Genomic DNA, 21,385 nt, shown 5'->3' on the forward strand with positions numbered 1-21,385 from the left:
GCCGGGCGCGGAGGGCAGGAACGCAGCCCTCCGCCATCGCTTTCCTTGGTCAGTTCGGCGGGCTCCAGAAGCCGGCCTGGTAGTCGCGGTCCGAGACCTTGTCGGCGTCTTCCTGCTCGATAGTCTCGGGTTTTTCGAGTTTCTCGCTCTCGTCTTCGAGTACGCAATGTGCGTCATGCCGGTCCAGCATCGTCGCTCCTTTCGTGGGTTGGGAGGGTTGCGGTGGCAGGCCCCAAATAGGGCGATTTGCTGCAATGCACAAGACGCGAGAGCGACCAGTGTCAGCGGTCGGCTTCTCCTAACTCAAGGGCCAAACGATCAGGATCATCGGCACCGCCACGAGCAGCACGATCAGCGAGAGCGGCGCCCCCAGCTTCGGGTAGTCGCTGAATTTGTAGCCGCCCGGCCCCATCACCAGCGTGTTGCACTGGTGTCCGATGGGCGTGAGGAAGTCGCAGGCCGCGCCGATCGCCACCGCCATCAGGAAGGCATCGGGGTTGTAGCCGAGCTTTGCGGCAAAGCCCGCGCCGATCGGCGCCATCACCAGCACGGTCGCGGCGTTGTTGAGGAAGGGCGTCACCGCCATCGCAGCCGCCAGGATCAGCGCGACCGAGGCCCAGCCCGGCATCCCCGAGCCGACCTGCGCCAGCCAGCCGGCGAAGACGTCGGTCGCGCCGGTCGAGCGCAGCGTGTCGCTGACCGGGATCAGCGCCGCCAGCATCAGCAGGATCGGCGCGTCGATGCTGGAATAAGCGTCCCGCAATGGCAGGCAGCGCAGCGCGATCAGCATCACGGCGGCGGCGAAGAAGGTCAGCGGCACGGGGGCAAGCCCAAAGGCGAGCGTCACCACGGCGGCCAGCACGATCGAGACCGTCAGCACCGCCTTGCGGGTCGAGCCCAGCGAGACGACGCGCTCGGCGAGCGGCAGCAGGCCAAGTTCCATCAGCTTTTCGGGCAGGTGCTTCTCGTCGCCCTGGATGACCACGACGTCTCCCGCGCGCAGGCGGATGTCGCGCAGGCGCTCCGTCGAGCGTTGGCCAGCCCGGCTGATCGCGATCATGTTGACGCCGAAGCGGGCGTGAAGCCCGATGTCGCCGGCCGATTGGCCGATCAGCACCGAATCGGGGCCGATGATCGCCTCGCTGACCTGGTCGGGATCGAGCGCGTCTTCTTTCTCCAGAGGGCGGTGCTGGCCGTCGAGTTCGAGGCCGCCCTCGGCGACGACGCGTTCGAGCACGGCCGCGTCGCCCCGCAGCAGCAGCGTGTCGCCGGCCTTGAGGCTGGCATCTGGCAGGGGCGCCTGCGTGCGACGCTCGTTGCGCAGGATCGCCACGAGCTGCAATTCGCCGTCGCCGATGGCCTTGAGATCGGCCACGGTCTTTCCCGCGAGCGCCGACTTATCGCCGATCCGGGCTTCTGTGACGTAATCCTTGATGTCGATCGCCTGGTCGAGCGAGACCGCGCCGCGCCGGTCCTGCGGCAGCAGGCGGTAACCGACCATCAGGAAGGCGCAGCCCGCGAGCGCCACCACGATGCCGACCGGCGTGAAATCGAACATCGAGAAGGGCTGGCCGCCGAGCTCGGCGCGGACACGCGAGACGATGACGTTGGGCGAGGTCCCGACCAGTGTGACGATGCCGCCCAGCAGCGAGGCGAAGGCCATCGGCATCAGGAAGATCGAGGGCGATTTCCCGTTCTTGCGGGCGAGCTGATAGGCGATCGGCAGCATCATCGCGAGCGCGCCGATATTCTTGATGATGGCCGACATCACGCCGACGACCACGACGAGCAGCACGATCTGCAATTGCGTCGAGCGCAGCATCGGGGTCACCGGCGCCAGCACGCGCTCGATCACCCGCGACCGCGCCACCGCCGCGCTGAGCACGAGCGCACTGCCGACGATGATGACGATGTCGTCGGAGAAGCCCTTGAAGGCTTCGCCAGTCGGCACGATGCCGACCGCGACGCCGATCAGCAGCGCCAGCAGCGCGACGATGTCGTAGCGCAGCCGGCCCCACAAAAAGGCGGCCATCATCACCGCCACGAGCGAGACGGAGAGGAGCTGGGGGGTGGTCATCGTGGCGGTCCGCGTTTGGGCGAGAGTTCAGGCTCGCGTGGTCAGAGCCACTTCTTCCACCTGAAGAACAGGTATGGCAGCACGGCGAAGACCACCATCATCGCGAGCGCCATCGGATAGCCGTGGGCCCACTCCAACTCAGGCATCGCCTTGAAGTTCATTCCATAGATCGAGGCGATCAGGGTCGGCGGCATCATCACCACCGAGACGACCGAAAACAGCTTGATGATCTTGTTCTGCTCGAGCCCGACGAGGCCCAAAGTCGCGTCGAGCATGAACTGGAGCTTGCTGGTCAGGAAGGTCGCGTGCTCCTCGATCGCCTGGACGTCGCGGATGGCGCTGCGCCATTCCGGCGCCACCGCGCTGGCGGATTTCTTCGAACGCTTGAAGTTCGCCGAGAGAAACAGCAGCACGCGCTCGACCGAGACCATGCTTTCGCGGACATTCGAGATGATGTGCTCGTATTGCCCGATCTTCTGGATCACCGCCTGATAGGCGCCTCCCTGCTCGACCTTGGAACCGCGCGCCTCGAAGATGCGGCGCGAGCGCAGATCGATGCGGTCGCCGACGCCGCGCAGCACCTCGGCGGCGCGATCGACGATCGATTCAAACAGCCCCTCGATCACAGCCGCAGGCTCGAGCCCGCAGCCACCGGGCTTGTTGGCGCGGTTGAGGAAGATGGTGAAGGCGCCCGGTTCGTCATAGCGCACCGTGATCAGCGCCGATTCGGTGAGGATGAAGGTGACGTCGGCGAGTTTGGGGACCTCGGTGTCGGACTGGCAGATGATGCGCGCGGTCATGTAATGCGCGCCATTCTCGGTGTAGATGATCTCGGAGGGTTCGAGATCGTGCATTTCCTCCCGCGTCGGGATCGAGATGCCGAGATAGGTCTCGATCTTCTTGTCTTCCGCAGGCGTCGGATTGAGCAGATCGACCCAGATCGCGCCCTTGGGAATAGCCTCCTCATCGGGCAGGACACGACGCACGAGCCGGTCGCCATGCTGGGGGCAGATGGTGTTGATCATCAGCATGGCGGGCGATCCGGGTTGGGGGGCGGCGTGCGGCGCAGGAAGCGCAACCGACAGCCCCTGTCAAACCCGGATTCCGGCGGTCAGCCCTGCGGCACGAACCGCTCCGGGCGCCGGCCGTCCCTGTCGGTAAAGCCATAGCTCTGTGCCAGATCGGCGACATGCAGGACCTGCCCGGCATGGCGCGCGACGTCCGGGTCGGCGAGTAGCGCCGCCACCGCGCGGCCGGCATAGGCGGGCGTCTCGAACGCCTCGGTCGCCAGCCCGGCATCGCGGACACGCTCGGTCGCGACCCGGCCCGGCGACAGGCCGAGCGCGGTGACGCCGAAGGGTTTCAGCTCATGACCCATCGCCAACGTCAGCCGGTTCATTGAGCCTTGCGCGAGATCGTAGACGACGTCGCCGAGATAGCCTCCGGCCGTATCGAAGCTCACCGTGACGATCAGGCCCTGGCGCGCCTGGACCATGGCGGGCGCGACCGCCCGCGCCAGCAGAAGCTGCGCGTAGACGCTCGTCTCGAAGCTTTGGCCCAGCCGCGCCACGGGCCTGCGCCAGAACGGCGCGCCGAAGGCCGAGCCATCAGGATAGCGCTCGCCGTCATAGCCCTCATTGCCGCCCCAGACGGCATCAACGACGGCATCCAGACGTCCGAAGCGGCGCAGGCACCAGGAGACGAGCTGGTCGACCTCCCGCTCCTGGGTGTGGTCGCAGCGATAGGGATGCCCCTTGCCGCCGGCGGCCTCGACCTCACGTGCCGTGTCCTCGAAGGTTTCGGGCCGCTGGTCGGTGCGTGGGCCTGCCTCGCTGGAGCGGCCGGTGACGATGACGGTCGCGCCGGCCTCTCCCAGCGCCCGGGCGATGCCGCGTCCGAGCCCGCGCGAGGCGCCCGCGACAAGGCAGATGCGGCCGGCGAGCGCGCGATCGGGCTCGCTCACGCCGCAAAGACCGCCGCCGCATCCGCGATCGCGCCGGCCCCTTCGGTCACCGCCAGTTCCAGCGCCGGCGCTTCGGTCGCCAGGATCTCGGCGAAGAAGCGTGCAGTGGCGAGATCGTCGGTTGCGTTGTCCGCCGCGCGGGTCGCCAGCGCCTTGCGGGCCAGCCCGGTCCCGCCTTGGGCGAGCGCGAAGAGCTTGAGATAGGGCGTGGCCCCGGCCAGCACGGCGCCCTGATCGCCGCCTATCGTCGCCAGCATCCACTGCGTGGCGCGCTCCAGCGCATCAACGGCTACCTTGAGCCGCGCAGCGCTGTGGCCGAAGCCCGGCGTGTTGGCCTGCTCGACCTCGCGCACGATGCCGCGCATTTCGCCAATCAGGTCGGCCACCGCCTTTCCACCCGAGAGCGGCAGCTTGCGCAGCACGAGGTCGATCGCCTGGATGCCGTTGGTGCCCTCATAGATCGTGGCGATGCGCGCGTCGCGCAGGTGCTGGGCCGCGCCGGTCTCCTCGACATAGCCCATGCCGCCATGGACCTGGATGCCGGTCGAGGCGACTTCGACGCCGATATCCGTGGCATAGGCCTTGGCGATAGGGGTGAGGATCGCGGTGCGCTCGGCTGCGACCTTGCGCTTGCCCTCGTCCAGCTCGCGACGGGAGCGGTCGAGCGCCTCGGCGACCTGATAGGCGATGGCGCGTGCGGCTTGCGTCTTGGCGCGCATCTCCATCAGCATGCGGCGAATGTCGGGATGGACGAGGATCGGGCTCATCGGCGCCCCCTTGGGCGCATCGAACGCCGCGCCCTGCTTGCGCTCCCTCGCGAAGCCGAGCGCCTGCTGATAGGCCCGCTCGGCAATGGCGACGCCCTGGAGGGCGACGTTGAGGCGGGCGTTGTTCATCATCGTGAACATGCAGGCGAGGCCGCGATTCTCCTCGCCGATCAGCCAGCCGATCGCGCCGCCTTGGTCGCCATAGGCCATCGAGCAGGTCGGCGAGGCGTGGATGCCGAGCTTGTGCTCGATGCCGGAGCAGCGCAGATCGTTGCGGGCACCGAGCGAGCCGTCGGCGTTCACCAGATATTTCGGCACCAGGAACAGCGAGATGCCGCGCGTGCCGGCCGGCGCATCGGGCAGGCGCGCCAGCACCAGATGCACGATGTTCTCGGTCATGTCGTGCTCGCCATAGGTGATGTAGATCTTCTGGCCGGTGATGCGGTAGGTGCCGTCACCCACCGGCTCGGCCTTTGACCGAAGCGCGTTGAGATCGGAGCCGGCCTGCGGCTCTGTCAGATTCATCGTGCCCATCCACTCGCCCGAGACGAGTTTCGGGAGGTAGGTCTCCTTGAGGTGGTCGGAACCATGGGCGTGCAGCGCCTCAATGGCGCCGACCGTCAGCAGCGGGCCGAGCGCAAAGGCGAAGGAGGCCGAGTTCCACATCTCGATGCAGGCCGATTGCAGCAGCGCCGGCAGGCCCTGCCCACCATATTCCTCGGGCGCCGGCAGCGCGTTCCAGCCCGCACTGGCCCAGGCGGCATAGGCCTCCTTCCAGCCCGGCGGCGTGGTGACCACGCCGTCCTTCAGCGTCGAGCCATGAACATCGCCGATGCGGTTGAGTGGGGCCAGCACGTCGCCTGCGAATTTGGCGGCCTCGTCGAGCACGGCCTGCGCCATGTCGCCATCGAGTTCCGGCGCAAGCCCATCCGCGATCAGCCGGTCGAGGCCCGCGACATGGCGCATGGTGGCGAGGATGTCCTCAACGGGGGCGCGATAGCTCATTTGTGTCGTCTCCCTCGATGCCGGCCGTTCCGGGCGCAATCGGCCATGCCGCTTGTCGCGCCTGCGATGCGAGGCGCTTTTCCGCTTTTACGTTGCCGCGATGGTAGCGAGGAACTATCCCCGATGCCATGCGCCCGCATCGCTCGGTGGTGGGGGCGCGAGAATAGTTTAGATGTAAACCGTTTTCGGTCAATCGGCTGGATACGGGCGATGGATCTCACAGTGACGCAGCCCTGGGCAGACCGCCACATCACCGAACGGCTCGCCCCGGATGCGCAGGGCATCGCGCGGGCCGCCGAACTGCTGCGCCAGGGCAAGCTCGTTGCGCTGCCGACCGAGACGGTCTATGGCCTTGCCGCCGACGCTACCTCGGGCGCGGCTGTGGCCGGCATCTATGGCGCGAAGGAGCGGCCGAGCTTCAACCCGCTGATCGCGCACTTACCGGATCTTGCCGCCGCGCGGAGGCAAGGGCTGTTCGACGCCAATGCCCTCGCGCTCGCCAAGGCCTTCTGGCCGGGGCCGCTGACGCTGGTCGTGCCGGTCTCTTCGGCGTGCGAGGTCAGCGAGTTGGCGCGCGCCGGTCTGGCCTCGGTTGCGCTGCGGGTCCCCTCGCACCCAATCGCCCATGCGGTCCTGCAAGCGGCGGGGCGGCCGATCGCGGCGCCCTCCGCCAATCGCTCCGGCCGCGTCAGCGCCACCAGCGCCGCGCATGTGCTTGAAGATCTCGACGGGCGGATCGACGCGGTGCTCGATGGCGGGCCGACGGAAGTCGGCGTCGAATCGACAATCATCGCCTGTCTCGATGGCGCGCCAAGGCTGCTGCGGCCGGGCGGCGTGCCGCGCGCAGCGATCGAGGGCGTAATCGGACGACCGCTCGTGCTGGCGGGCGAGGCCGGCATGGCGCCGATTTCGCCGGGGCTGCTCGCCTCGCATTATGCGCCCGCGGCGCGGATCCGGCTGGAGGCGCAGGAGCCGCGGCCCGGCGAGGCCTGGCTCGGTTTCGGGCCCGACGGCTCGGACGGACCGCCCACGGGGCCCCATCTCAACCTCAGCCCCGGAGGCGATCTCACGGTGGCGGCCGCCAACCTCTTCGGCCATCTGCGTGCGCTCGATACGCTGCGCCCAGCGGTGATCGCGATCGCGCCGATCCCCACGCATGGGCTCGGCGAGGCGATCAACGACCGGCTGCGGCGGGCGGCCGCGCCGCGGTGAGCGAGACACCGGCTACATGATCAGCCCTCATCCTGAGGAGCCGCGCAGCGGCGTCTCGAAGGATGCTCCAGTGCTGGATCTCGCCACCTGGAGCATCCTTCGAGACGCGCTCCTGCGGAGCGCTCCTCAGGATGAGGGCTGTGAAGAGCGCCAGGATGCCCGCAGCTTTCTCTACGCGTCCTTGCACTCCCGCAAGATTTCCGCTTGCCTGTGCAGAACTGCATGCGGGTAGCACCATGAACCTCAATCTCGCCTGGGACGATTTTCGGCTGGTCAAGGCCATTGCCGACCATGACGGGCTGACGGGCGCGGCCACCGCGCTCGGCGTCAACCATTCGACCGTCTTCCGGCGCCTCGGCCAGATCGAGGAGCAGGTCGGGTTGCAGCTCTTCGAGCGCCGCAAGACCGGCTATGTCGCGACCGCCGCCGGCGTCGAGATGGCCGTGCTGGCCGGCCGCGTCGAGGAGGATGTCGCCGCCTTCAGCCGCCGGCTCGTCGGGCGCGATGTTGCCCCCTCCGGCGAATTGCGCATCACCACCACCGACACGCTCTATCTCAATCTGCTGCTGCCGATCTTCGCGGAATTCCGGGCCCTGCAGCCGGCGATCCGACTCGACATTGTCATCGGCAACCAGGCGCTGAACCTGTCGAAGCGCGATGCCGACATCGCCATCCGCGCCAGCGATGCGCCGGGCGAGACGCTGGTCGGCCGGCGGCTGGCGACGCTGAACTGGGCGATCTACGGCAATGCCGGCGAGGCTGCGGCGCTGACGGCTGCCGGCGACCCCGCCAGCCTGTTCGCGCGCGACTGGGTGGCGCTCGGCGACCAGCTCGGCCATGTCAAGGCTGCGCGCTTCGTCCGCGACAAGGTCGCGCCCGAGCGCATCGCCCTGAAAAGCTCCGCCGTGCTGGGCCTCGCCGAGGCGGTCGAGCAGGGGCTCGGCATCGGCCCCCTGCCCTGCTTCATCGCCGACCAGCGGCCGGGCCTCGTCCGGCTTCTGCCGCCCGATCCGGATTTTTCGACGGGGCTGTGGATCCTGACCCATCCCGACATCCGCAACGCGCCCCGCGTGCGCGCCTTCATGGATTTCGTCGGCGGGGAGCTGGCGAAGAGGCGGGGGCTGATCGAGGGGGCGGTCGAATAAGCGCTAGCCGATCTCCACCACGACCCGCCCGCGCACCTTCCCATCCACGATCGCCCGGCCCGTCTCGATGACATCCGTCAGCGGGATCGTGGTCGTCATCAGTGCAAGGCGCTCGCGGTCGAGGTCGCTGGCGAGCCTGGCCCAGGCCTCGAGGCGGCGCGGCTTGGGGCACATCACCGAATCGATGCCGAGCAGGGAAACGCCGCGCAGGATGAAAGGCGCGACCGAGGCCGGCAGGTCCATGCCCTGGGCGAGACCGCAGGCGGCGACGGCGCCGCCATATTTCGTCATCGAGAGCAGATTGGCGAGGGTGTGCGAGCCCACCGCGTCGACGCCGGCGATCCAGCGCTCCTTGCCCAGCGGGCGGCCCGGCGCCGACAATTCCGCACGGTCGATGATCTCGGCCGCGCCGAGGCCCTTGAGATACTCCCCCTCCTCGGGGCGGCCGGTCGAGGCGATGACGTGCCAGCCGGCCTTGGCCAGCAGCGCGACCGCCACCGAGCCGACGCCGCCGGCAGCCCCGGTGACAATGAGCGGGCCGTCGGCCGGTTTCAGCCCGTGATTCTCCAGCGCCAGCACGCAGAGCATCGCGGTGTAGCCGGCGGTGCCGATCGCCATCGCCTCGTCGGGGTTGAGGCCTTCAGGCAGCGGCACCAGCCAGTCGCCCTTCACCCGGCTCATCTGGGCATAGGCGCCCAGATGCGTCTCGCCCGTGCCCCAGCCATTGAGGATGACGAGGTCGCCCGGCTTGAAATCCGCGTGTTCGGATATCTCGACGCGGCCGGCGAAATCGATGCCGGGGATCATCGGCCAGCGCCGGATGACGGGCGCCCGGCCGGTCAGGGCCAGCCCGTCCTTATAGTTCACGGTCGAATGCGTGACGCGCACCGTGACGTCGCCCGCCATCAGCTCGCTCTCGGCGAAGTCGGTGAAGGCGAGGTCGGGGCCAGTCTCGCCCTTGGTCGCGACGAGGGCCTTGAAGCTGGACATGGGCTTATCCTCCGGTGTGCCGTTCCGGCAGCAGATACGCAGCGCACGCCACGCGGCAAGCCCGCGCGGCGTCCGCCTTTCGTCACGCCGGCTGCGGCACCATACGCTCGACCGGCTTTTCGACGATCGGCAGGTTGATCAGCGCCGACGCAATGCCGAGCGCGACCGAGAGCCACCAGACGACGATGTAGGAGCCGAAGGCCTCGTAAAGCAGGCCGCCGAGCCAGACCCCGAGGAACCCGCCGACCTGATGCGAGAAGAAGGCGAAGCCATAGAGCATCGCCATGTATTTCGTGCCGAACATCAGCATGACCAGCGAGGAGGTCGGCGGCACGGTCGAGAGCCAGAACAGCCCGATGACGACGCCAAACGCGATCGCGGTCGCCGGACTCGGCGGCAGCAGGATGAAGACGGCAATGGCCACCGAGCGGCCAAGATAGATCCAGGCCAGCAGATGGCGCTTGGGCATGCGCGTCGAGAGCCAGCCGGAGGAGAGCGAGCCGACTGCGTTGGCCAGCCCGATCACGGCGAGCGTCCAACCGCCGACCCAGGCGGCTAGGCCCATATCCTTGAGATAGGCCGGCATGTGCACGGTGATGAAGGCGAGCTGGAAGCCGCAGGTGAAGAAGCCCAGCACCAAGAGGACATAGCTCCTGTGCCGGAAGGCCTCCGCCAGCGCCTGCGCGATCGACTGATTGGGCAGGTTGGCGGCCGAGGCCTGGACCGCGCCGCCGAGCTTGCGTGTCGACAGGAAGATCGAGATCGGCAGGATCGGCAGAAGCGTCAGCGCAAACACCATCAGCGCCTGGTTCCAGCCGATCTGCTCGATCAGGATGTTGCCGATCGGGGGATAGAGAAACTGTCCGAAGGAACCCGCCGCCGTGCCCGCGCCAAAGGCCATCGGCCGCCAGGATTCCGGCAGGAGCTTGCCGAAGGCGGCGAGCACGAGGTTGAAGGAACAGGCCGAGAGGCCAAAGCCGATCAGCACGCCGGCGCCGAAATGCAGTTGCAGCGGCGTCGTGGCGAGCGCCATCACGACGAGCCCCGCCGCATAGAGCAGCGCGCCGACGCAGAACACCTTGACGATGCCGAACCGGTCGGCGATCGCGCCCGCAAAGGGTGCGCCCAGCCCCCAGAGCAGGTTCTGGATCGCCAGCGCCAGGCCGAAGGTGTCGCGCCCCCAGCCGAACTCCACGGTCATCGGGATCTGGAACAGGCCGGCGCTGGCGCGCGGACCGAAGGTGATCAGCGCGATCAGGCAGCCGGCCGCGACGATGATCTCCGGCGCATGGCTGCGCCCCGGGGCGGCCTTCGAGGCGACACTCATGGACGAAATCTCCGGGGATCGGCAGCGGCTGTGTGGCTGCACGTTACTGCCGATGTCGCTGGCCCGACAACGCGAATTCGTGGCCTCGCGCATCACGCGCTTGCATGGGAGGGGCGGGACGAGGAACAGGACGAACACGCCAGCCCTCATCCTGAGGAGCGCCGCGGGCGCGTCTCGAAGGATGGTCCAGTAGTCTCCCGGAACCTCCTGAAGCATCCTTCGAGACGGCCCTGCGGGCCTCCTCAGGATGAGGGCTGAGGTGGAAACACCACCAGGCGCTCCCGCGTTAACCCGCGCTCAACCCTACCGGGGTGATAACGAAACGAGGCGAAGGCGAGCGGTTGCGCGCGGTCGCCAATCCTCGTGTCGAGACGGGTGAGCGTTTTGAGTCATTTGCGTTTGCGCAAGCGTACGAGACGCATCGGGTCGGCCGGGCTGAAATGGGCCCTGACGACGGTTGCGCCCTGGGCGCTCTCGGCGGGCATGCTGGTGTCCTTCACCGCCTCGGCCGGGCAGGATTTCAGCCGCGACGGCCTGCCGACGACCTCGCTGTTTCGCGCACCGCCCGCCCCCGATTCCGATCTCGAGGAAGGCCCCTCGCTGCTGATCGCGGCCAGCGCCTTCCGTTTGCCCGGCCTGTCGCTGTCATCGGCGATCCGCCAGGCGCATCTGTCCCATGAGGACCCCGAGCGACGTGTCGCGATCGATCCGCGCCAGCCGCGCGAGGAGATGAAGCGCGGCATCAGCGGCTTCCCGCAGGTCGACCGCAGCGCCAAGGGCGACGCGCTGCCGCGGCTGCGCCCGAGCCTCTCGGCGAAGGCCCCGCGCGAGCTTGAACAGGTCGTCTTCGGCGACACCCAGCCGGGGCTGATCTCGGGCGGGTTCTCGCTCGAGGCGATGCGCGAGGCGGAGGGCATCATCGGGCCGCCGGTCGGCTTCGAGCCGCATTCCGACGAGCAGGGCCTGACCGACCCGGCACTTTCGGACGCCTCCCCCGACGCGCTGACGCCGGGCGGCAACCTCGCCAACCCCTTCGGCAATGTGCCGCGCACGATCGACGGCGCAACGCCCGGCGTCGCTTCCGCCCATGCGCAGACCTCCTCGACGCCCCGGGTCTCCTACAGCGTCACGACGCTGGTGCCGGCGCTGATCGCACCCATCGCGCCCGACGCGCCGGGCCTCAGCGTGCGCGCGCCCTCAGTGACCCGACGCGGCCCCAATGCCGACAGCGGCGCCCGCGAGATCTATACCGGGCTGATCGCCTCAGCCGACATGGCGCGCCAGCAGCGCTGCCTGGCAGAGGCTGTGTATTTCGAGGCGCGCTCGGAACCCGATCTCGGCCGCGCCGCGGTGGCGCAGGTCGTGCTCAACCGGGTCAAGAGCACGCTTTATCCCGACAGCGTCTGCGGCGTGGTCTACCAGAACAGCCACCGCCACCTCGCCTGCCAGTTCACCTTCACCTGCGAGGGCAAATCCCTGCGCATCACCGAACCCGCCCCCTGGCGCGACGCGGTGCGCATCGCCCGCGAGGTCTATGAAGGCACAACCTATCTCCCCGATGTCGGCGCCTCGACGCATTACCACGCGCAATATGTGCGGCCTTACTGGGCCAAGAAGCTCAAGAAGATGGACACGATCGGCCAGCACGTCTTTTACAAACTGCGGCCTGGGCAGACGTGAGTTTAGCGCGAACTGTAGCGCGAACTTCCAAATGGCAGCAGATCGCGTTAAGCGTTGCTTCTCGACATGACGCCTTCCAGGACGCTCAGCGCCGCTTCTGGCTGAAAGCCGAGCGACTCAACTCGAGCGATCCCCATTCCCCGCCAGATTTCGCGCTCTAGAGCATTGAAGACAGCCCCAGCGGAATCCGCTCGCGAAAGTATGAACGGGCCCACCTCGATCTTATCGCCGGGTTCTAGTGATCGGCCGGCGGTCTCAAACATGCTGGAGCGAGCATGGGAAACACAGTGCTCTCCGACGAAAGAGCAATCGAGCTCGAATGGAATCCCTGGCTTTCCCGCTCGACGGCGTAGGTATTCGACCATCGCAACGATCTGACCCATAGCTGTGACCATCCACGAAGGATGCATGAGCGGACTTGCATGCGCTGCCAGCGTCTGGGCCCGGCAATAGCCCCAGACCTCGATGGAGCCATCTTCGCCAATCTTCCAAAGCGAGCCGCTCCTGCTGTTCTCCTGGAAATTGCGGATGCCGTGCGCAATCGGCTCGGGCCTCCAGTCTACGAGCCCGCCCCCAAAGGGAGCTGAACATTGCTTACTGAAGAGACGGTTCTCCTCGGGGCGCAACAGCTTCGTCCAGAGCTCTAACGCGTCGAGATCGGCTAGCGCCAAGGGCTCGTGAGGATATGCGGCGTACCTGGCGAAAATCCCCCCTTCCCGGGGAATCGAACGGAACATCGCATACTTGATTACCCGCTCTTGGAGGAACTCCTCGGCGGCCTCTCTGCGCTTCGCAATGCGCTCAGAGCGAGTGCGGGCGTCCCAAAAGGCGTTCTGCAGGTCGCCCATCGTCATCGGCGCGGTTGTCGTTCCTCGCCGAACGAAGCCGGCTGCCGGCTCTCCGTATCCGTGCGGTGCCAGCACCGATCGCGTGACCCGGATTACTACAATGCCCACATCGCTTTCGTCGGGAGCAAGAACTGCCTTGCAGGAAAGGTTGGCAAGAGGAGGATCAATTATTGATCGCAGCGAGGATTCGATCTTCTCCGTCAGCATTTTCACGCGAGGGAAAGTGCGAACGTCGTTGCAGAGCCGGGGCGTCGACCGATCTTCGTCCGCCCCAAGGACAAGAGTACCGCCCCAAGCATTCGCGAACGCTACGACCTCTGCGGCCAAGGCGTCACGCGCTGTCCGATCGAGGTCACCGCCTTGGTGCCAGGGATGCGGCCCGCCTCCTTTGACGCGGAGGTCGCTCTTAAATTCAAGGTCGACGGCTTCCGGTTGCCCTACCAGCGCAAGCACGTCGGCCCAGGTGAGTTCGTTCAGCGGGATCGCCGAGAAGTTCAACATTGTTGCCTCTATCCGACGATGACTTCCCGCACCCGCTTGATGCGGCCCGCGCCGCCAGCATGATCGCTCAACTCGGCCGTGTCGATCGAAGCCCAGGCGAACAGCTCGCGCATCTCGGGCACGTCGTTCAGCGAGAGGATGAAGCGGCCTCCCCCGCAAAGTAAAGAACGCCCGGAACCACCCCGTCATCCCGGGCTTGCCCCGGGATCCATCATAGGGCGCTGTCGTGCCCGATGATGGATTCCGGGTCTTCGCTGCGCTCGCCCGGAATGACGAAGGGGCCTCGTGGACGGAGCCAACACATGTGACCGCTTTTCCCATCTCCACGCCACAGGGCCAAAGCCTCTCAGCAACGACCACCAGCCAACAGCCATTATGTCGCGGTGCGGCTGATGGTCTTTGGTTTCGCGCCCGCCTAAGCTTGGGCTGACGCAATGGATGGGACAGACGATGCCTGACGCGACTTCCACGCTCAAGACCGACATCACACGCATTCTGGCCTGGGCGCTGTTCCTGCCCGTACTGGTGGTCTGGCCGTTTCTCTCGGCGATGCCGCTGTTTTCGCTCTGGGGCGGCGAGCATACGGTTCTGTCCTTCTCGATCAATGCGGTGATGCTGCTGTTTGGCTTCTGGCCGCTGCTGGGGCTCTATCTCGCGACCATGTTCCTGCGGGTCGAGGGCACGGGTCGCCTGGGTGGAACGCGCAGCGAGCGCGGGCTGTGGCTGGGGGCCTATGCCACGGTCTGGACCGCGCTTTACCTGATCATCGCCTTCGCGCGGCCTTGAGGCCGGCGGGGCCTGCGCGCCCTCCGCCACCCGATTGCCGGCGAAAACCCGCTCAAATGCGAGCCTAGCGCTTTACGCGGCGTCAAACTGCATGAACGCAGACCGCCGAACGGGCGTGGTTAATTTTACCTTGTTTTGGCGTTTACCTTGCGTTCATCACAGTTTCGCGGCTTTCTCCGATCAACGAGCGGCGCCGTTGCGGCACGCGGGATAGACGGGACGCGGTGTCTTTCATGACGCAGAAGGTTCTCACGGTTTCGGCTTTCACGGCGTCGGCCTTCTCGGCGGCGCTGTTGTTGGGTTCAGGCGCGGCGCAGGCCGGCGGCTGCCTCGGTTCGTCCTGCCGCCCGGCGCCCTGCAAGGGCTCGGCCTGCTATAATCTGGTCCAGACCCCGCCGGTCTATGACACCATCGCCGAGACGCAGCTGGTGCGGCCGGCGCGGACGCAGCACCGCATCGTGCCGGCACGGTATGAGTACGTGACGGAAGACGTGGTGATCCAGCCGGCACGGCAGATCCCGCATCACATCCCGGCGCAGTATACCAGCGTTTCGGAGAAGGTTCTGATCTCGCCCGGCGGCAAGCGCTGGGAGGTTTCGATCGACGCCCATGGCCGCACCACCGGCTGCTGGGTCTATGACAAGCCGCAATACGGCTATCGCCAGCGCACCGTCGAGGTGTCGCCCGCCCGCACCGAATACCAGACGATCCCCGCCGTCCATACGCAGCGGCAGCGCAAGGTGATGGTCCAGCCGACGCAGGTTCTGCGCGACACCATTCCGGCGGTCTATGAAACCCGCCATCGCAAGGTGCTGGTGAGCCATGGCTCGCAGCACTGGCAGAGGGCCGGCTACTAAGTTTTGACTTGAGACCCTACGAACTACGGAAAAGACCACTCAAACCCCGGCTCGCGCCGGGGTTTTTTTATGCGGTTTTCCAAAGCGTTATGCTGTCCTGACCGGGAACAAACACCGTCATCCTGGGCTTCGCGGAGCGAAGTCCCGGGATCCATCGTAAGGCACGACTGCGCCCTATGATGGATCCCGGAGCTGCGCCGCTGCGCGGCTTGTCCAGGATGACGGTGTTGGTCTTCGAAGAAGGGTGGCTGATCTCGAAGCCGCAAAGGAAGCGACGCGGCCTAGGCCAGCCCGCCCATCAGCAGCGCCAGAACGCCGACGCCGATGAGGAAGGCGAGCATCCGGGCCGGCATGCGGACCAGGCTGCCGGGCGGGCAACCGAGCGCGAAGCCGGCCGCGATCTCGGAGAGGCCAAGTGCGAGCAGCACGAGGATGAACGGCGGGAACGTTGCCGAGGGCGCGATCCAGCCGGCCTTGAAAACCCCGGCGACGATCGCGCCGAGCGCGGCGCCAAACGCGACGAAAACCAGTTCGACGCGGGACAACCGCATGGCGGCGTCAGCGCCGACGGAAGTTCTGGTTGCGCGGCGGGCCGCCCGGGGCGGGGCCGGCGGTCTTCTGGCGGAAGTTGATGCGGCCGCGATCGAGATCGTAAGGCGACATCTCGACGACGACTCGGTCGCCGGCGATGGTACGGATACGGTTCTTCTTCATCTTGCCGGCCGCATAGGCCAGGATGATGTGGTCGTTGTCGAGCTTCACCCGATAATTGCCGTCCGGCAGCACTTCGACCACCGTGCCGTCAAATTCGAGCAGTTCTTCTTTAGCCATTCTGTCGTCCTTCGTGTGCCCGTTGGCGCTGGGGACGGGCCGATCCTCAAGGATCGACCCTGCCCGTTGTCAGCTCGCTCGCGCGTCAGTTCGCGCGCCGCCGGGCGCCGTTGGTGCGTGGTTGCTGTGTTCTTTGCTGCAAGAAGGCGACGCCGCCAAGCCCTTCCTTGGCGGGAGCGGCGTCTTTTCGCGGGGTCGGCGCTTCGCTGCGCTGCGGCCGATCGTTGCGGGAGGATTCCGCACGCGGGCTGCCGCCGCCGGCAGGCTTGGCCGCGGCCGGAGCCCGGCCGGACCGCTCGCCCTGCGGGCGGCCCTGGTCGCGACCGCCGCCGCCCTGCTGGCCGCGTCCGCCGCGACCCTGGTTCTGGGGCGGCTTCTTCGGCGTGCGGCCATCCCAATACGGCACATCGCCCATGGGGGTGATCGCGACGCGGGTCAGCTTCTCGATGGCGGCGAGATCGCCACGCTCTTCCGGCGTGCAAAACGCGATCGCCATGCCCGAAGCGCCGGCGCGCGCGGTGCGGCCGATGCGGTGGACGTAAGTCTCGGCGACGTTGGGCAGGTCGAACTGCACGACATGGCTGATGCCGTCGACATCGATGCCGCGGGCGGCGATATCGGTGGCGACGAGAATGCGAAGTTCACCGTCACGGAAGGCGCCCAGCGCCCGCTCGCGCTGGCCCTGGCTCTTGTTGCCATGGATCGCGGCCGATTTGATGCCGGAGATCTCAAGCTGGCGGACGACCTTGTCGGCGCCATGCTTGGTGCGGGTGAAGACGATGGCGCGCTCCATGTCGGGCGTGCTCAGGGTCTTGGCCAGCAGCGCCGGCTTCTCGCCGGGCTGCGTGAAGATCACGCGCTGGTCGATCTTCTCGGCGGTGGTTGCGACAGGCGCGACCGAAACCTCGACGGGATCGGTCAGGTAGGCGCCGGCGATCTCGCGGATCGGCTTGGGCATCGTCGCCGAGAACAGCAGCGTCTGGCGCTTCTTGGGGATCAGCGTGGCGATCCGGCGCAGCGCATGGACGAAGCCGAGATCGAGCATCTGGTCGGCCTCGTCGAGGACGAGATATTCGATCTCGCGCAGCGACACGGCGCGCTGGTCGACGAGATCGAGCAGGCGGCCGGGCGTGGCGACGAGGATGTCGACATGCTGGCCGAGCGCGCGGATCTGCTTGCCGACGGGCACGCCGCCGAAGACGACGGCCGACTTCACCGTGGTGAACTGGGCATAGGCGCGGATCGAGGTCTCGATCTGGGCGGCAAGCTCACGCGTCGGCGAGAGGATCAGCGCGCGCACCTGGCGCGTCTCCATGCGGCGCGGCTGGCTGAGCAGCCGGTGGATCAGCGGCAGGGAGAAGGCGGCGGTCTTGCCGGTGCCGGTCTGAGCTGCGCCGAGCAGGTCGCGGCCCTGGAGGATGTGCGGGATCGCCTGGGCCTGGATCGGCGTGGGCGTGGTGTAACCTTCGGAGGCGAGCGCCTTGAGAAGCTGCTCGGCCAGGCCGAGGTCGGTGAATTGAGTCAAAACAGGTCTTTCCGGACGCCGTGACGCAAGGGGCACATGTGGGTATCGGCTGTGCCGCCGGATTGCGTCCGGCCTTGAATATTGGATCTGTCCTGCCGGCGAACCGCTAAGCCACAGCGCCGGGAGGTGTCTTGATGATGGTCTGGTCGAATGCCGGGCGGGCGCGCGAGGCGCCTGCCCGGTCGTGGTCGTCTCAGGCGATGGCGAGGTTGCCGGCCGAGGACTTGCCGGTCTTGCGATCGGCGATCAGCTCGTAGGACACGACCTGGCCTTCGACCAGTTCGCGCAGGCCGGCCCGCTCGACGGCAGAGATGTGGACGAAGATGTCCTGTCCGCCGTTCTCAGGGGTGATGAAGCCGTAGCCCTTGGTGGCGTTGAACCACTTGACGGTGCCCTTATCCATGGAAGGTAGTCCTTACGTTTCAGATCCGCGTATGTGGGGAAGACACGGCGCGGCGCGCGGACGCCTGCCGTGGTCTTGTAGTCGATGTGTGGTGGATCTGAATCGTGCCCGCCGACCGGGAGAACCCGCGCGGAGGATGGCCAGAACCCGGCCGCATCTCGTCTTACATGGGTGGAGCTAGCACAAAACGCAACGCGGGTCCAGCGACGGGCAATGAAGCGCTCGCTGAAACCCAACCATGGGCGGATGAGACGGAGGTCGACCCCGGTCGGTCAGCCTTCCTTCGCCCGCACTGCGCCGAGCGCCGCCTGCGCCGCCGCCAGCCTTGCGATCGGGACGCGGAAGGGCGAGCAGGAGACGTAGTCCAGCCCGATGCTCTCGCAGAAGCCGATCGAGGCCGGATCGCCGCCATGCTCGCCGCAGATGCCGAGCTTGATGTCGGGACGGGCCTTGCGGCCGCGCTCGGCGGCAATCTTCACCAGTTCGCCGACGCCCTCCTGGTCGATGGTGACGAACGGGTCCGCCGCCAGAATTCCCTTGCTCGTATAGGCGCCGAGGAAGGAGGCGGCATCGTCCCTGCTGATGCCGAGCGTGGTCTGGGTCAGGTCGTTGGTGCCGAAAGAGAAGAACTCGGCGCTCTTGGCGATCTCCTCGGCCCGCAGCGCCGCGCGCGGCAATTCGATCATCGTGCCGACCTGATAGGTCAGCTCGACCTTGCTCTCGGCGATGACCTCCTTCGCCATGGCGTCGATGCGCGCCTTGACGAGGTCGAGTTCGGCCACGCCCATGACGAGCGGCACCATCACCTCGGGGATCACGGCCTTGCCGGTCTCCTTCGCGGCGATGACCGCCGCCTCGAAGATGGCGCGAGCCTGCATCTCGGCGATCTCGGGATAGGCGATGGCCAACCGCACGCCACGGAAGCCGAGCATCGGGTTGAACTCATGCAGTTCGGCGGCGCGATGCTTCAGCGCCTCGGGCGTGACGCCGAGCGCCTGCGCGACCGCCGCGATCTCGGCGTCGCCATGCGGCAGGAATTCATGCAGCGGCGGATCGAGCAGGCGGATGGTGACAGGCAGTCCGCTCATGATGGTGAAGAGCTGGACGAAATCCTGCCGCTGCATCGGCAGGAGCTTGGCGAGCGCGGCGCGGCGGCCCTTGTCGTCGGCGGCGAGGATCATCTCGCGCACCGACTGGATGCGATCCGCCTCGAAGAACATATGCTCGGTGCGGCAGAGCCCGATGCCCTCGGCGCCGAATTCGCGCGCTGTGCGCGCGTCCTCGGGGGTCTCGGCATTGGCGCGGACCTTGAGGCGGCGGACGGCGTCGGCCCAGCCCATCAGCGTCGCGAACTCGCCGGAGAGCTCCGGCTTCTGCATCTTGACCTCGCCGAGCAGGACCTGGCCGGTGCCGCCATCGATGGTCAGAACATCGCCCGCCTTGAGCACGGTCGCGCCCACCGTCATCGTACCCTTGGCGTAATCGACGCGGATCTGGCCGGCGCCCGAGACGCAGGGCTTGCCCATGCCGCGCGCCACGACGGCCGCATGCGAAGTCATGCCGCCGCGCGTGGTCAGGATGCCTTCGGCCGCATGCATGCCGTGAATGTCCTCGGGCGATGTCTCGACGCGCACGAGGATGACCTTGCGGCCAGCCTTCTTCGCCGCTTCCGCATCGTTCGAGTTGAAGACGATCTCGCCGGCGGCAGCGCCGGGCGAGGCCGGCAGGCCGGTGGTCAGGATGCGGCGCTCGGCCTTCGGGTCGATCATCGGATGCAGGAGCTGATCGAGCGCACCCGGTTCGACGCGGCCGACCGCCTCCTCCTGTGAGATCAGGCCTTCTTGGGCCAGTTCGACCGCGATCCGCAGCGCGGCCTTGGCCGTGCGCTTGCCCGACCGGGTCTGCAGCATCCAGAGTTTGCCCTCCTGGATGGTGAACTCCATGTCCTGCATGTCGCGGTAGTGCTTTTCGAGGATGCCGTAGATGCGGACGAGCTCGGCATAAGCCTCCGGCATCACCCGCTCCATCGAGGGCTTGTCGGAGCCGGCCTCCTTGCGGGCGATCTCGGTGATGTCCTGCGGCGTGCGGATGCCGGCGACGACGTCCTCGCCCTGGGCATTGACCAGGAACTCGCCATAGAGCGCGTTCTCGCCGGTCGAGGGGTTACGGGTGAAGGCGACGCCGGTGGCCGAGGTGTCGCCCATATTGCCGAACACCATTGACTGGACATTGACGGCGGTGCCCCAGGCGGCCGGGATGCTGTTGAGCTCGCGATACTTGATCGCGCGCGCGTTCATCCAGGAGGAAAACACGGCCCCGACCGCGCCCCAGAGCTGCGCCTGCGGCTCCTGCGGGAACTCGCTGCCAAGCGCCTTCTTGACGATGTCCTTGTATTTGCCGACGAGCACCTGCCAGTCCTCGGCCCGCAGGTCGGTGTCGAGATGGTAGCCCTTGCGCTCCTTGTAGTCCTCGAGCGCCTCCTCGAAATGGCCGTGATCGACGTCGAGCACGACGTTGGAATACATCGTGATGAAGCGGCGATAGCTGTCCCAGGCGAAACGGGCGTCGCCCGAGGCCTTGGCCACGGCCTCGACGGTGACGTCGTTCAGGCCGAGATTGAGCACGGTGTCCATCATGCCAGGCATCGAGGCGCGGGCGCCCGAGCGCACGGAAACCAGCAGCGGGTTGGCGGGGTCGCCGAAGGTCTTGCCTGTCAGCCGCCCCATCTCGGCGAGCGCGGCCTGGGCCTGCGCCTCGAGCTCCGGCGGGAACTGCTTGCCGTTATCGTAATACGCGGTGCAGACCTCGGTGGTGATGGTGAAGCCGGGCGGCACGGGTAGGCCCAGATTGCTCATCTCGGCGAGGTTGGCGCCCTTGCCGCCGAGCAGGTTCTTCATGCCTGCCTCACCCTCGGCCTTGCCGTCGCCGAAGGTGTAAACCCATTTCCCGCCAGCCATCAGATCCGCCTCTTGCTTGAGCCCAGGCCAACAACGCCCAGGCGTTCGAAATGTTCGGCGCAGCGACCCCCGATCGCGCCACGGCAGGGGGGGCCGGAGACCGCGTGGTCATGCCCAAAAGCGTGCGAACAATCAATGAGCCTATAGGGCGGGATGCGATCGCGCTCTTGCGTCTGTATCATTCGATGATACTATCCTGATCTCTTTCAAGGATCGCGCCCTTGATCCGCAGTTTCCGAGACAAAACCACCGAATCGATCTTCGATGGACGACAACCCAAGCGCTTTCTCGCCGACCTGGTGTCCGTAGCACGCCGCAAGCTCCGAATGCTTCATCGCGCCATCCGCCTCGACGACCTCAAGGCCCCGCCGGGCAATCGACTTCATGCCCTGCAACGTGACCGCGCAGGTCAGCACGCAATATCGATCAACGACCAATTCAGGATTTGCTTCATCTGGAAAGATGGCGATGCCCATGACGTCGAAATCACGGATTACCATTGATGATTGCA

The 21,385-nt window shown here is 66.9% G+C and carries 19 protein-coding genes; 6 read left to right on the forward strand and 13 right to left on the reverse strand.

Translation table 11 applies throughout. From position 1 onward, the window contains the following. Positions 1-49: 49 nt before the first annotated feature. The 5 genes from IP69_RS21950 to IP69_RS16795 form a co-directional block, all read right to left on the reverse strand. On the reverse strand, positions 50-190 hold the full coding sequence (locus IP69_RS21950; protein WP_156323509.1) for a hypothetical protein: 141 nt from the start codon (positions 188-190) through the stop codon (positions 50-52). Between the two features lie 108 nt (positions 191-298). Continuing rightward, on the reverse strand, positions 299-2,077 hold the full coding sequence (locus tag IP69_RS16780) for an SLC13 family permease (protein ID WP_054143975.1): 1,779 nt from the start codon (positions 2,075-2,077) through the stop codon (positions 299-301). A 41-nt stretch (positions 2,078-2,118) separates the two neighbouring features. Next, complete coding sequence (locus tag IP69_RS16785) at positions 2,119-3,108, reverse strand: magnesium transporter CorA family protein (protein WP_054143976.1); 990 nt, start codon at positions 3,106-3,108, stop codon at positions 2,119-2,121. Positions 3,109-3,188: 80 nt separating this feature from the next. After that, on the reverse strand, positions 3,189-4,040 hold the full coding sequence (locus tag IP69_RS16790; protein WP_054143977.1) for an SDR family NAD(P)-dependent oxidoreductase: 852 nt from the start codon (positions 4,038-4,040) through the stop codon (positions 3,189-3,191). Continuing rightward, complete coding sequence (locus IP69_RS16795; protein ID WP_054143978.1) at positions 4,037-5,812, reverse strand: acyl-CoA dehydrogenase; 1,776 nt, start codon at positions 5,810-5,812, stop codon at positions 4,037-4,039. The genes IP69_RS16790 and IP69_RS16795 overlap by 4 nt, the downstream gene beginning before the upstream one ends. A 210-nt stretch (positions 5,813-6,022) precedes the next feature. Between IP69_RS16795 and IP69_RS16800 the strand changes: the two genes are divergently transcribed. Both IP69_RS16800 and IP69_RS16810 read left to right on the forward strand, forming a co-directional pair. Next, positions 6,023-7,024, forward strand: coding sequence for an L-threonylcarbamoyladenylate synthase (locus IP69_RS16800; protein ID WP_054143979.1), 1,002 nt, complete (start codon positions 6,023-6,025; stop codon positions 7,022-7,024). Between the two features lie 236 nt (positions 7,025-7,260). Beyond that, positions 7,261-8,169, forward strand: a complete 909-nt coding sequence (locus tag IP69_RS16810) for a LysR family transcriptional regulator (protein ID WP_054143981.1) — start codon at positions 7,261-7,263, stop codon at positions 8,167-8,169. A 3-nt stretch (positions 8,170-8,172) separates the two neighbouring features. Here the strand turns inward: IP69_RS16810 and IP69_RS16815 are convergent, their stop codons facing one another. Both IP69_RS16815 and IP69_RS16820 read right to left on the reverse strand, forming a co-directional pair. Then, positions 8,173-9,159, reverse strand: coding sequence for an MDR family oxidoreductase (locus IP69_RS16815; RefSeq protein ID WP_054143982.1), 987 nt, complete (start codon positions 9,157-9,159; stop codon positions 8,173-8,175). Positions 9,160-9,241: 82 nt separating this feature from the next. Continuing rightward, the gene (locus IP69_RS16820; protein WP_054143983.1) at positions 9,242-10,486 is read right to left on the reverse strand and encodes an MFS transporter; all 1,245 of its coding nucleotides are present in this window, start codon (positions 10,484-10,486) and stop codon (positions 9,242-9,244) included. A gap of 399 nt (positions 10,487-10,885) precedes the next feature. Between IP69_RS16820 and IP69_RS16830 the strand changes: the two genes are divergently transcribed. Further along, on the forward strand, positions 10,886-12,166 hold the full coding sequence (locus IP69_RS16830; RefSeq protein WP_054143985.1) for a cell wall hydrolase: 1,281 nt from the start codon (positions 10,886-10,888) through the stop codon (positions 12,164-12,166). Positions 12,167-12,213: 47 nt separating this feature from the next. Here the strand turns inward: IP69_RS16830 and IP69_RS16835 are convergent, their stop codons facing one another. Beyond that, on the reverse strand, positions 12,214-13,515 hold the full coding sequence (locus IP69_RS16835; RefSeq protein ID WP_054143986.1) for an ATP-binding protein: 1,302 nt from the start codon (positions 13,513-13,515) through the stop codon (positions 12,214-12,216). A gap of 450 nt (positions 13,516-13,965) precedes the next feature. Between IP69_RS16835 and IP69_RS16840 the strand changes: the two genes are divergently transcribed. Both IP69_RS16840 and IP69_RS16845 read left to right on the forward strand, forming a co-directional pair. Then, complete coding sequence (locus IP69_RS16840; protein WP_156323510.1) at positions 13,966-14,301, forward strand: hypothetical protein; 336 nt, start codon at positions 13,966-13,968, stop codon at positions 14,299-14,301. A 233-nt stretch (positions 14,302-14,534) separates the two neighbouring features. Further along, positions 14,535-15,158, forward strand: a complete 624-nt coding sequence (locus IP69_RS16845) for a hypothetical protein (RefSeq protein ID WP_054143988.1) — start codon at positions 14,535-14,537, stop codon at positions 15,156-15,158. 281 nt (positions 15,159-15,439) lie between these two features. Here IP69_RS16845 and IP69_RS16850 read toward each other — a convergent pair whose 3' ends face one another. From IP69_RS16850 to ppdK, 5 genes are all read right to left on the reverse strand, one after another. Continuing rightward, positions 15,440-15,709, reverse strand: a complete 270-nt coding sequence (locus tag IP69_RS16850; RefSeq protein ID WP_054143989.1) for a hypothetical protein — start codon at positions 15,707-15,709, stop codon at positions 15,440-15,442. 7 nt (positions 15,710-15,716) lie between these two features. Further along, positions 15,717-15,989 carry a translation initiation factor IF-1 gene (gene infA / locus IP69_RS16855; protein WP_054143990.1) on the reverse strand — a complete coding sequence of 91 codons (273 nt, stop codon included), beginning with the start codon at positions 15,987-15,989 and terminating at the stop codon, positions 15,717-15,719. Between the two features lie 85 nt (positions 15,990-16,074). Then, positions 16,075-17,514, reverse strand: a complete 1,440-nt coding sequence (locus tag IP69_RS16860; protein ID WP_054143991.1) for a DEAD/DEAH box helicase — start codon at positions 17,512-17,514, stop codon at positions 16,075-16,077. 193 nt (positions 17,515-17,707) lie between these two features. Further along, entirely contained in the window at positions 17,708-17,917 is a 210-nt protein-coding gene (locus IP69_RS16865; RefSeq protein ID WP_054143992.1) for a cold-shock protein, read from the reverse strand. A 272-nt stretch (positions 17,918-18,189) separates the two neighbouring features. Beyond that, the gene (ppdK, locus tag IP69_RS16870; protein ID WP_054143993.1) at positions 18,190-20,874 is read right to left on the reverse strand and encodes a pyruvate, phosphate dikinase; all 2,685 of its coding nucleotides are present in this window, start codon (positions 20,872-20,874) and stop codon (positions 18,190-18,192) included. Positions 20,875-21,095: 221 nt separating this feature from the next. Here ppdK and IP69_RS21535 point away from each other — a divergent pair, with 221 nt between their 5' ends. Continuing rightward, positions 21,096-21,377, forward strand: a complete 282-nt coding sequence (locus IP69_RS21535; RefSeq protein ID WP_082359408.1) for a type II toxin-antitoxin system RelE/ParE family toxin — start codon at positions 21,096-21,098, stop codon at positions 21,375-21,377. Positions 21,378-21,385 lie beyond the last annotated feature (8 nt).

The organism is Allobosea sp. AAP35 (genome assembly GCF_001295925.1).
Classification (GTDB): Bacteria; Pseudomonadota; Alphaproteobacteria; order Rhizobiales; family Beijerinckiaceae; genus Allobosea.

What these genes read in the sequence shown, in the direction of transcription:
- IP69_RS16815 (WP_054143982.1), bottom strand. Translation starts at nt 9,159, where the DNA reads ATGTCCAGCTTCAAGGCCCTCGTCGCGACCAAGGGCGAGACTGGCCCC.
- IP69_RS16845 (WP_054143988.1), top strand. Translation starts at nt 14,535, where the DNA reads ATGACGCAGAAGGTTCTCACGGTTTCGGCTTTCACGGCGTCGGCCTTC.
- IP69_RS16795 (WP_054143978.1), bottom strand. Translation starts at nt 5,812, where the DNA reads ATGAGCTATCGCGCCCCCGTTGAGGACATCCTCGCCACCATGCGCCAT.
- ppdK (WP_054143993.1), bottom strand. Translation starts at nt 20,874, where the DNA reads ATGGCTGGCGGGAAATGGGTTTACACCTTCGGCGACGGCAAGGCCGAG.
- IP69_RS16835 (WP_054143986.1), bottom strand. Translation starts at nt 13,515, where the DNA reads ATGTTGAACTTCTCGGCGATCCCGCTGAACGAACTCACCTGGGCCGAC.
- IP69_RS16820 (WP_054143983.1), bottom strand. Translation starts at nt 10,486, where the DNA reads ATGAGTGTCGCCTCGAAGGCCGCCCCGGGGCGCAGCCATGCGCCGGAG.
- infA (WP_054143990.1), bottom strand. Translation starts at nt 15,989, where the DNA reads ATGGCTAAAGAAGAACTGCTCGAATTTGACGGCACGGTGGTCGAAGTG.
- IP69_RS16785 (WP_054143976.1), bottom strand. Translation starts at nt 3,108, where the DNA reads ATGCTGATGATCAACACCATCTGCCCCCAGCATGGCGACCGGCTCGTG.
- IP69_RS16780 (WP_054143975.1), bottom strand. Translation starts at nt 2,077, where the DNA reads ATGACCACCCCCCAGCTCCTCTCCGTCTCGCTCGTGGCGGTGATGATG.
- IP69_RS16865 (WP_054143992.1), bottom strand. Translation starts at nt 17,917, where the DNA reads ATGGATAAGGGCACCGTCAAGTGGTTCAACGCCACCAAGGGCTACGGC.
- IP69_RS16850 (WP_054143989.1), bottom strand. Translation starts at nt 15,709, where the DNA reads ATGCGGTTGTCCCGCGTCGAACTGGTTTTCGTCGCGTTTGGCGCCGCG.
- IP69_RS16810 (WP_054143981.1), top strand. Translation starts at nt 7,261, where the DNA reads ATGAACCTCAATCTCGCCTGGGACGATTTTCGGCTGGTCAAGGCCATT.
- IP69_RS21950 (WP_156323509.1), bottom strand. Translation starts at nt 190, where the DNA reads ATGCTGGACCGGCATGACGCACATTGCGTACTCGAAGACGAGAGCGAG.
- IP69_RS16840 (WP_156323510.1), top strand. Translation starts at nt 13,966, where the DNA reads ATGCCTGACGCGACTTCCACGCTCAAGACCGACATCACACGCATTCTG.
- IP69_RS16800 (WP_054143979.1), top strand. Translation starts at nt 6,023, where the DNA reads ATGGATCTCACAGTGACGCAGCCCTGGGCAGACCGCCACATCACCGAA.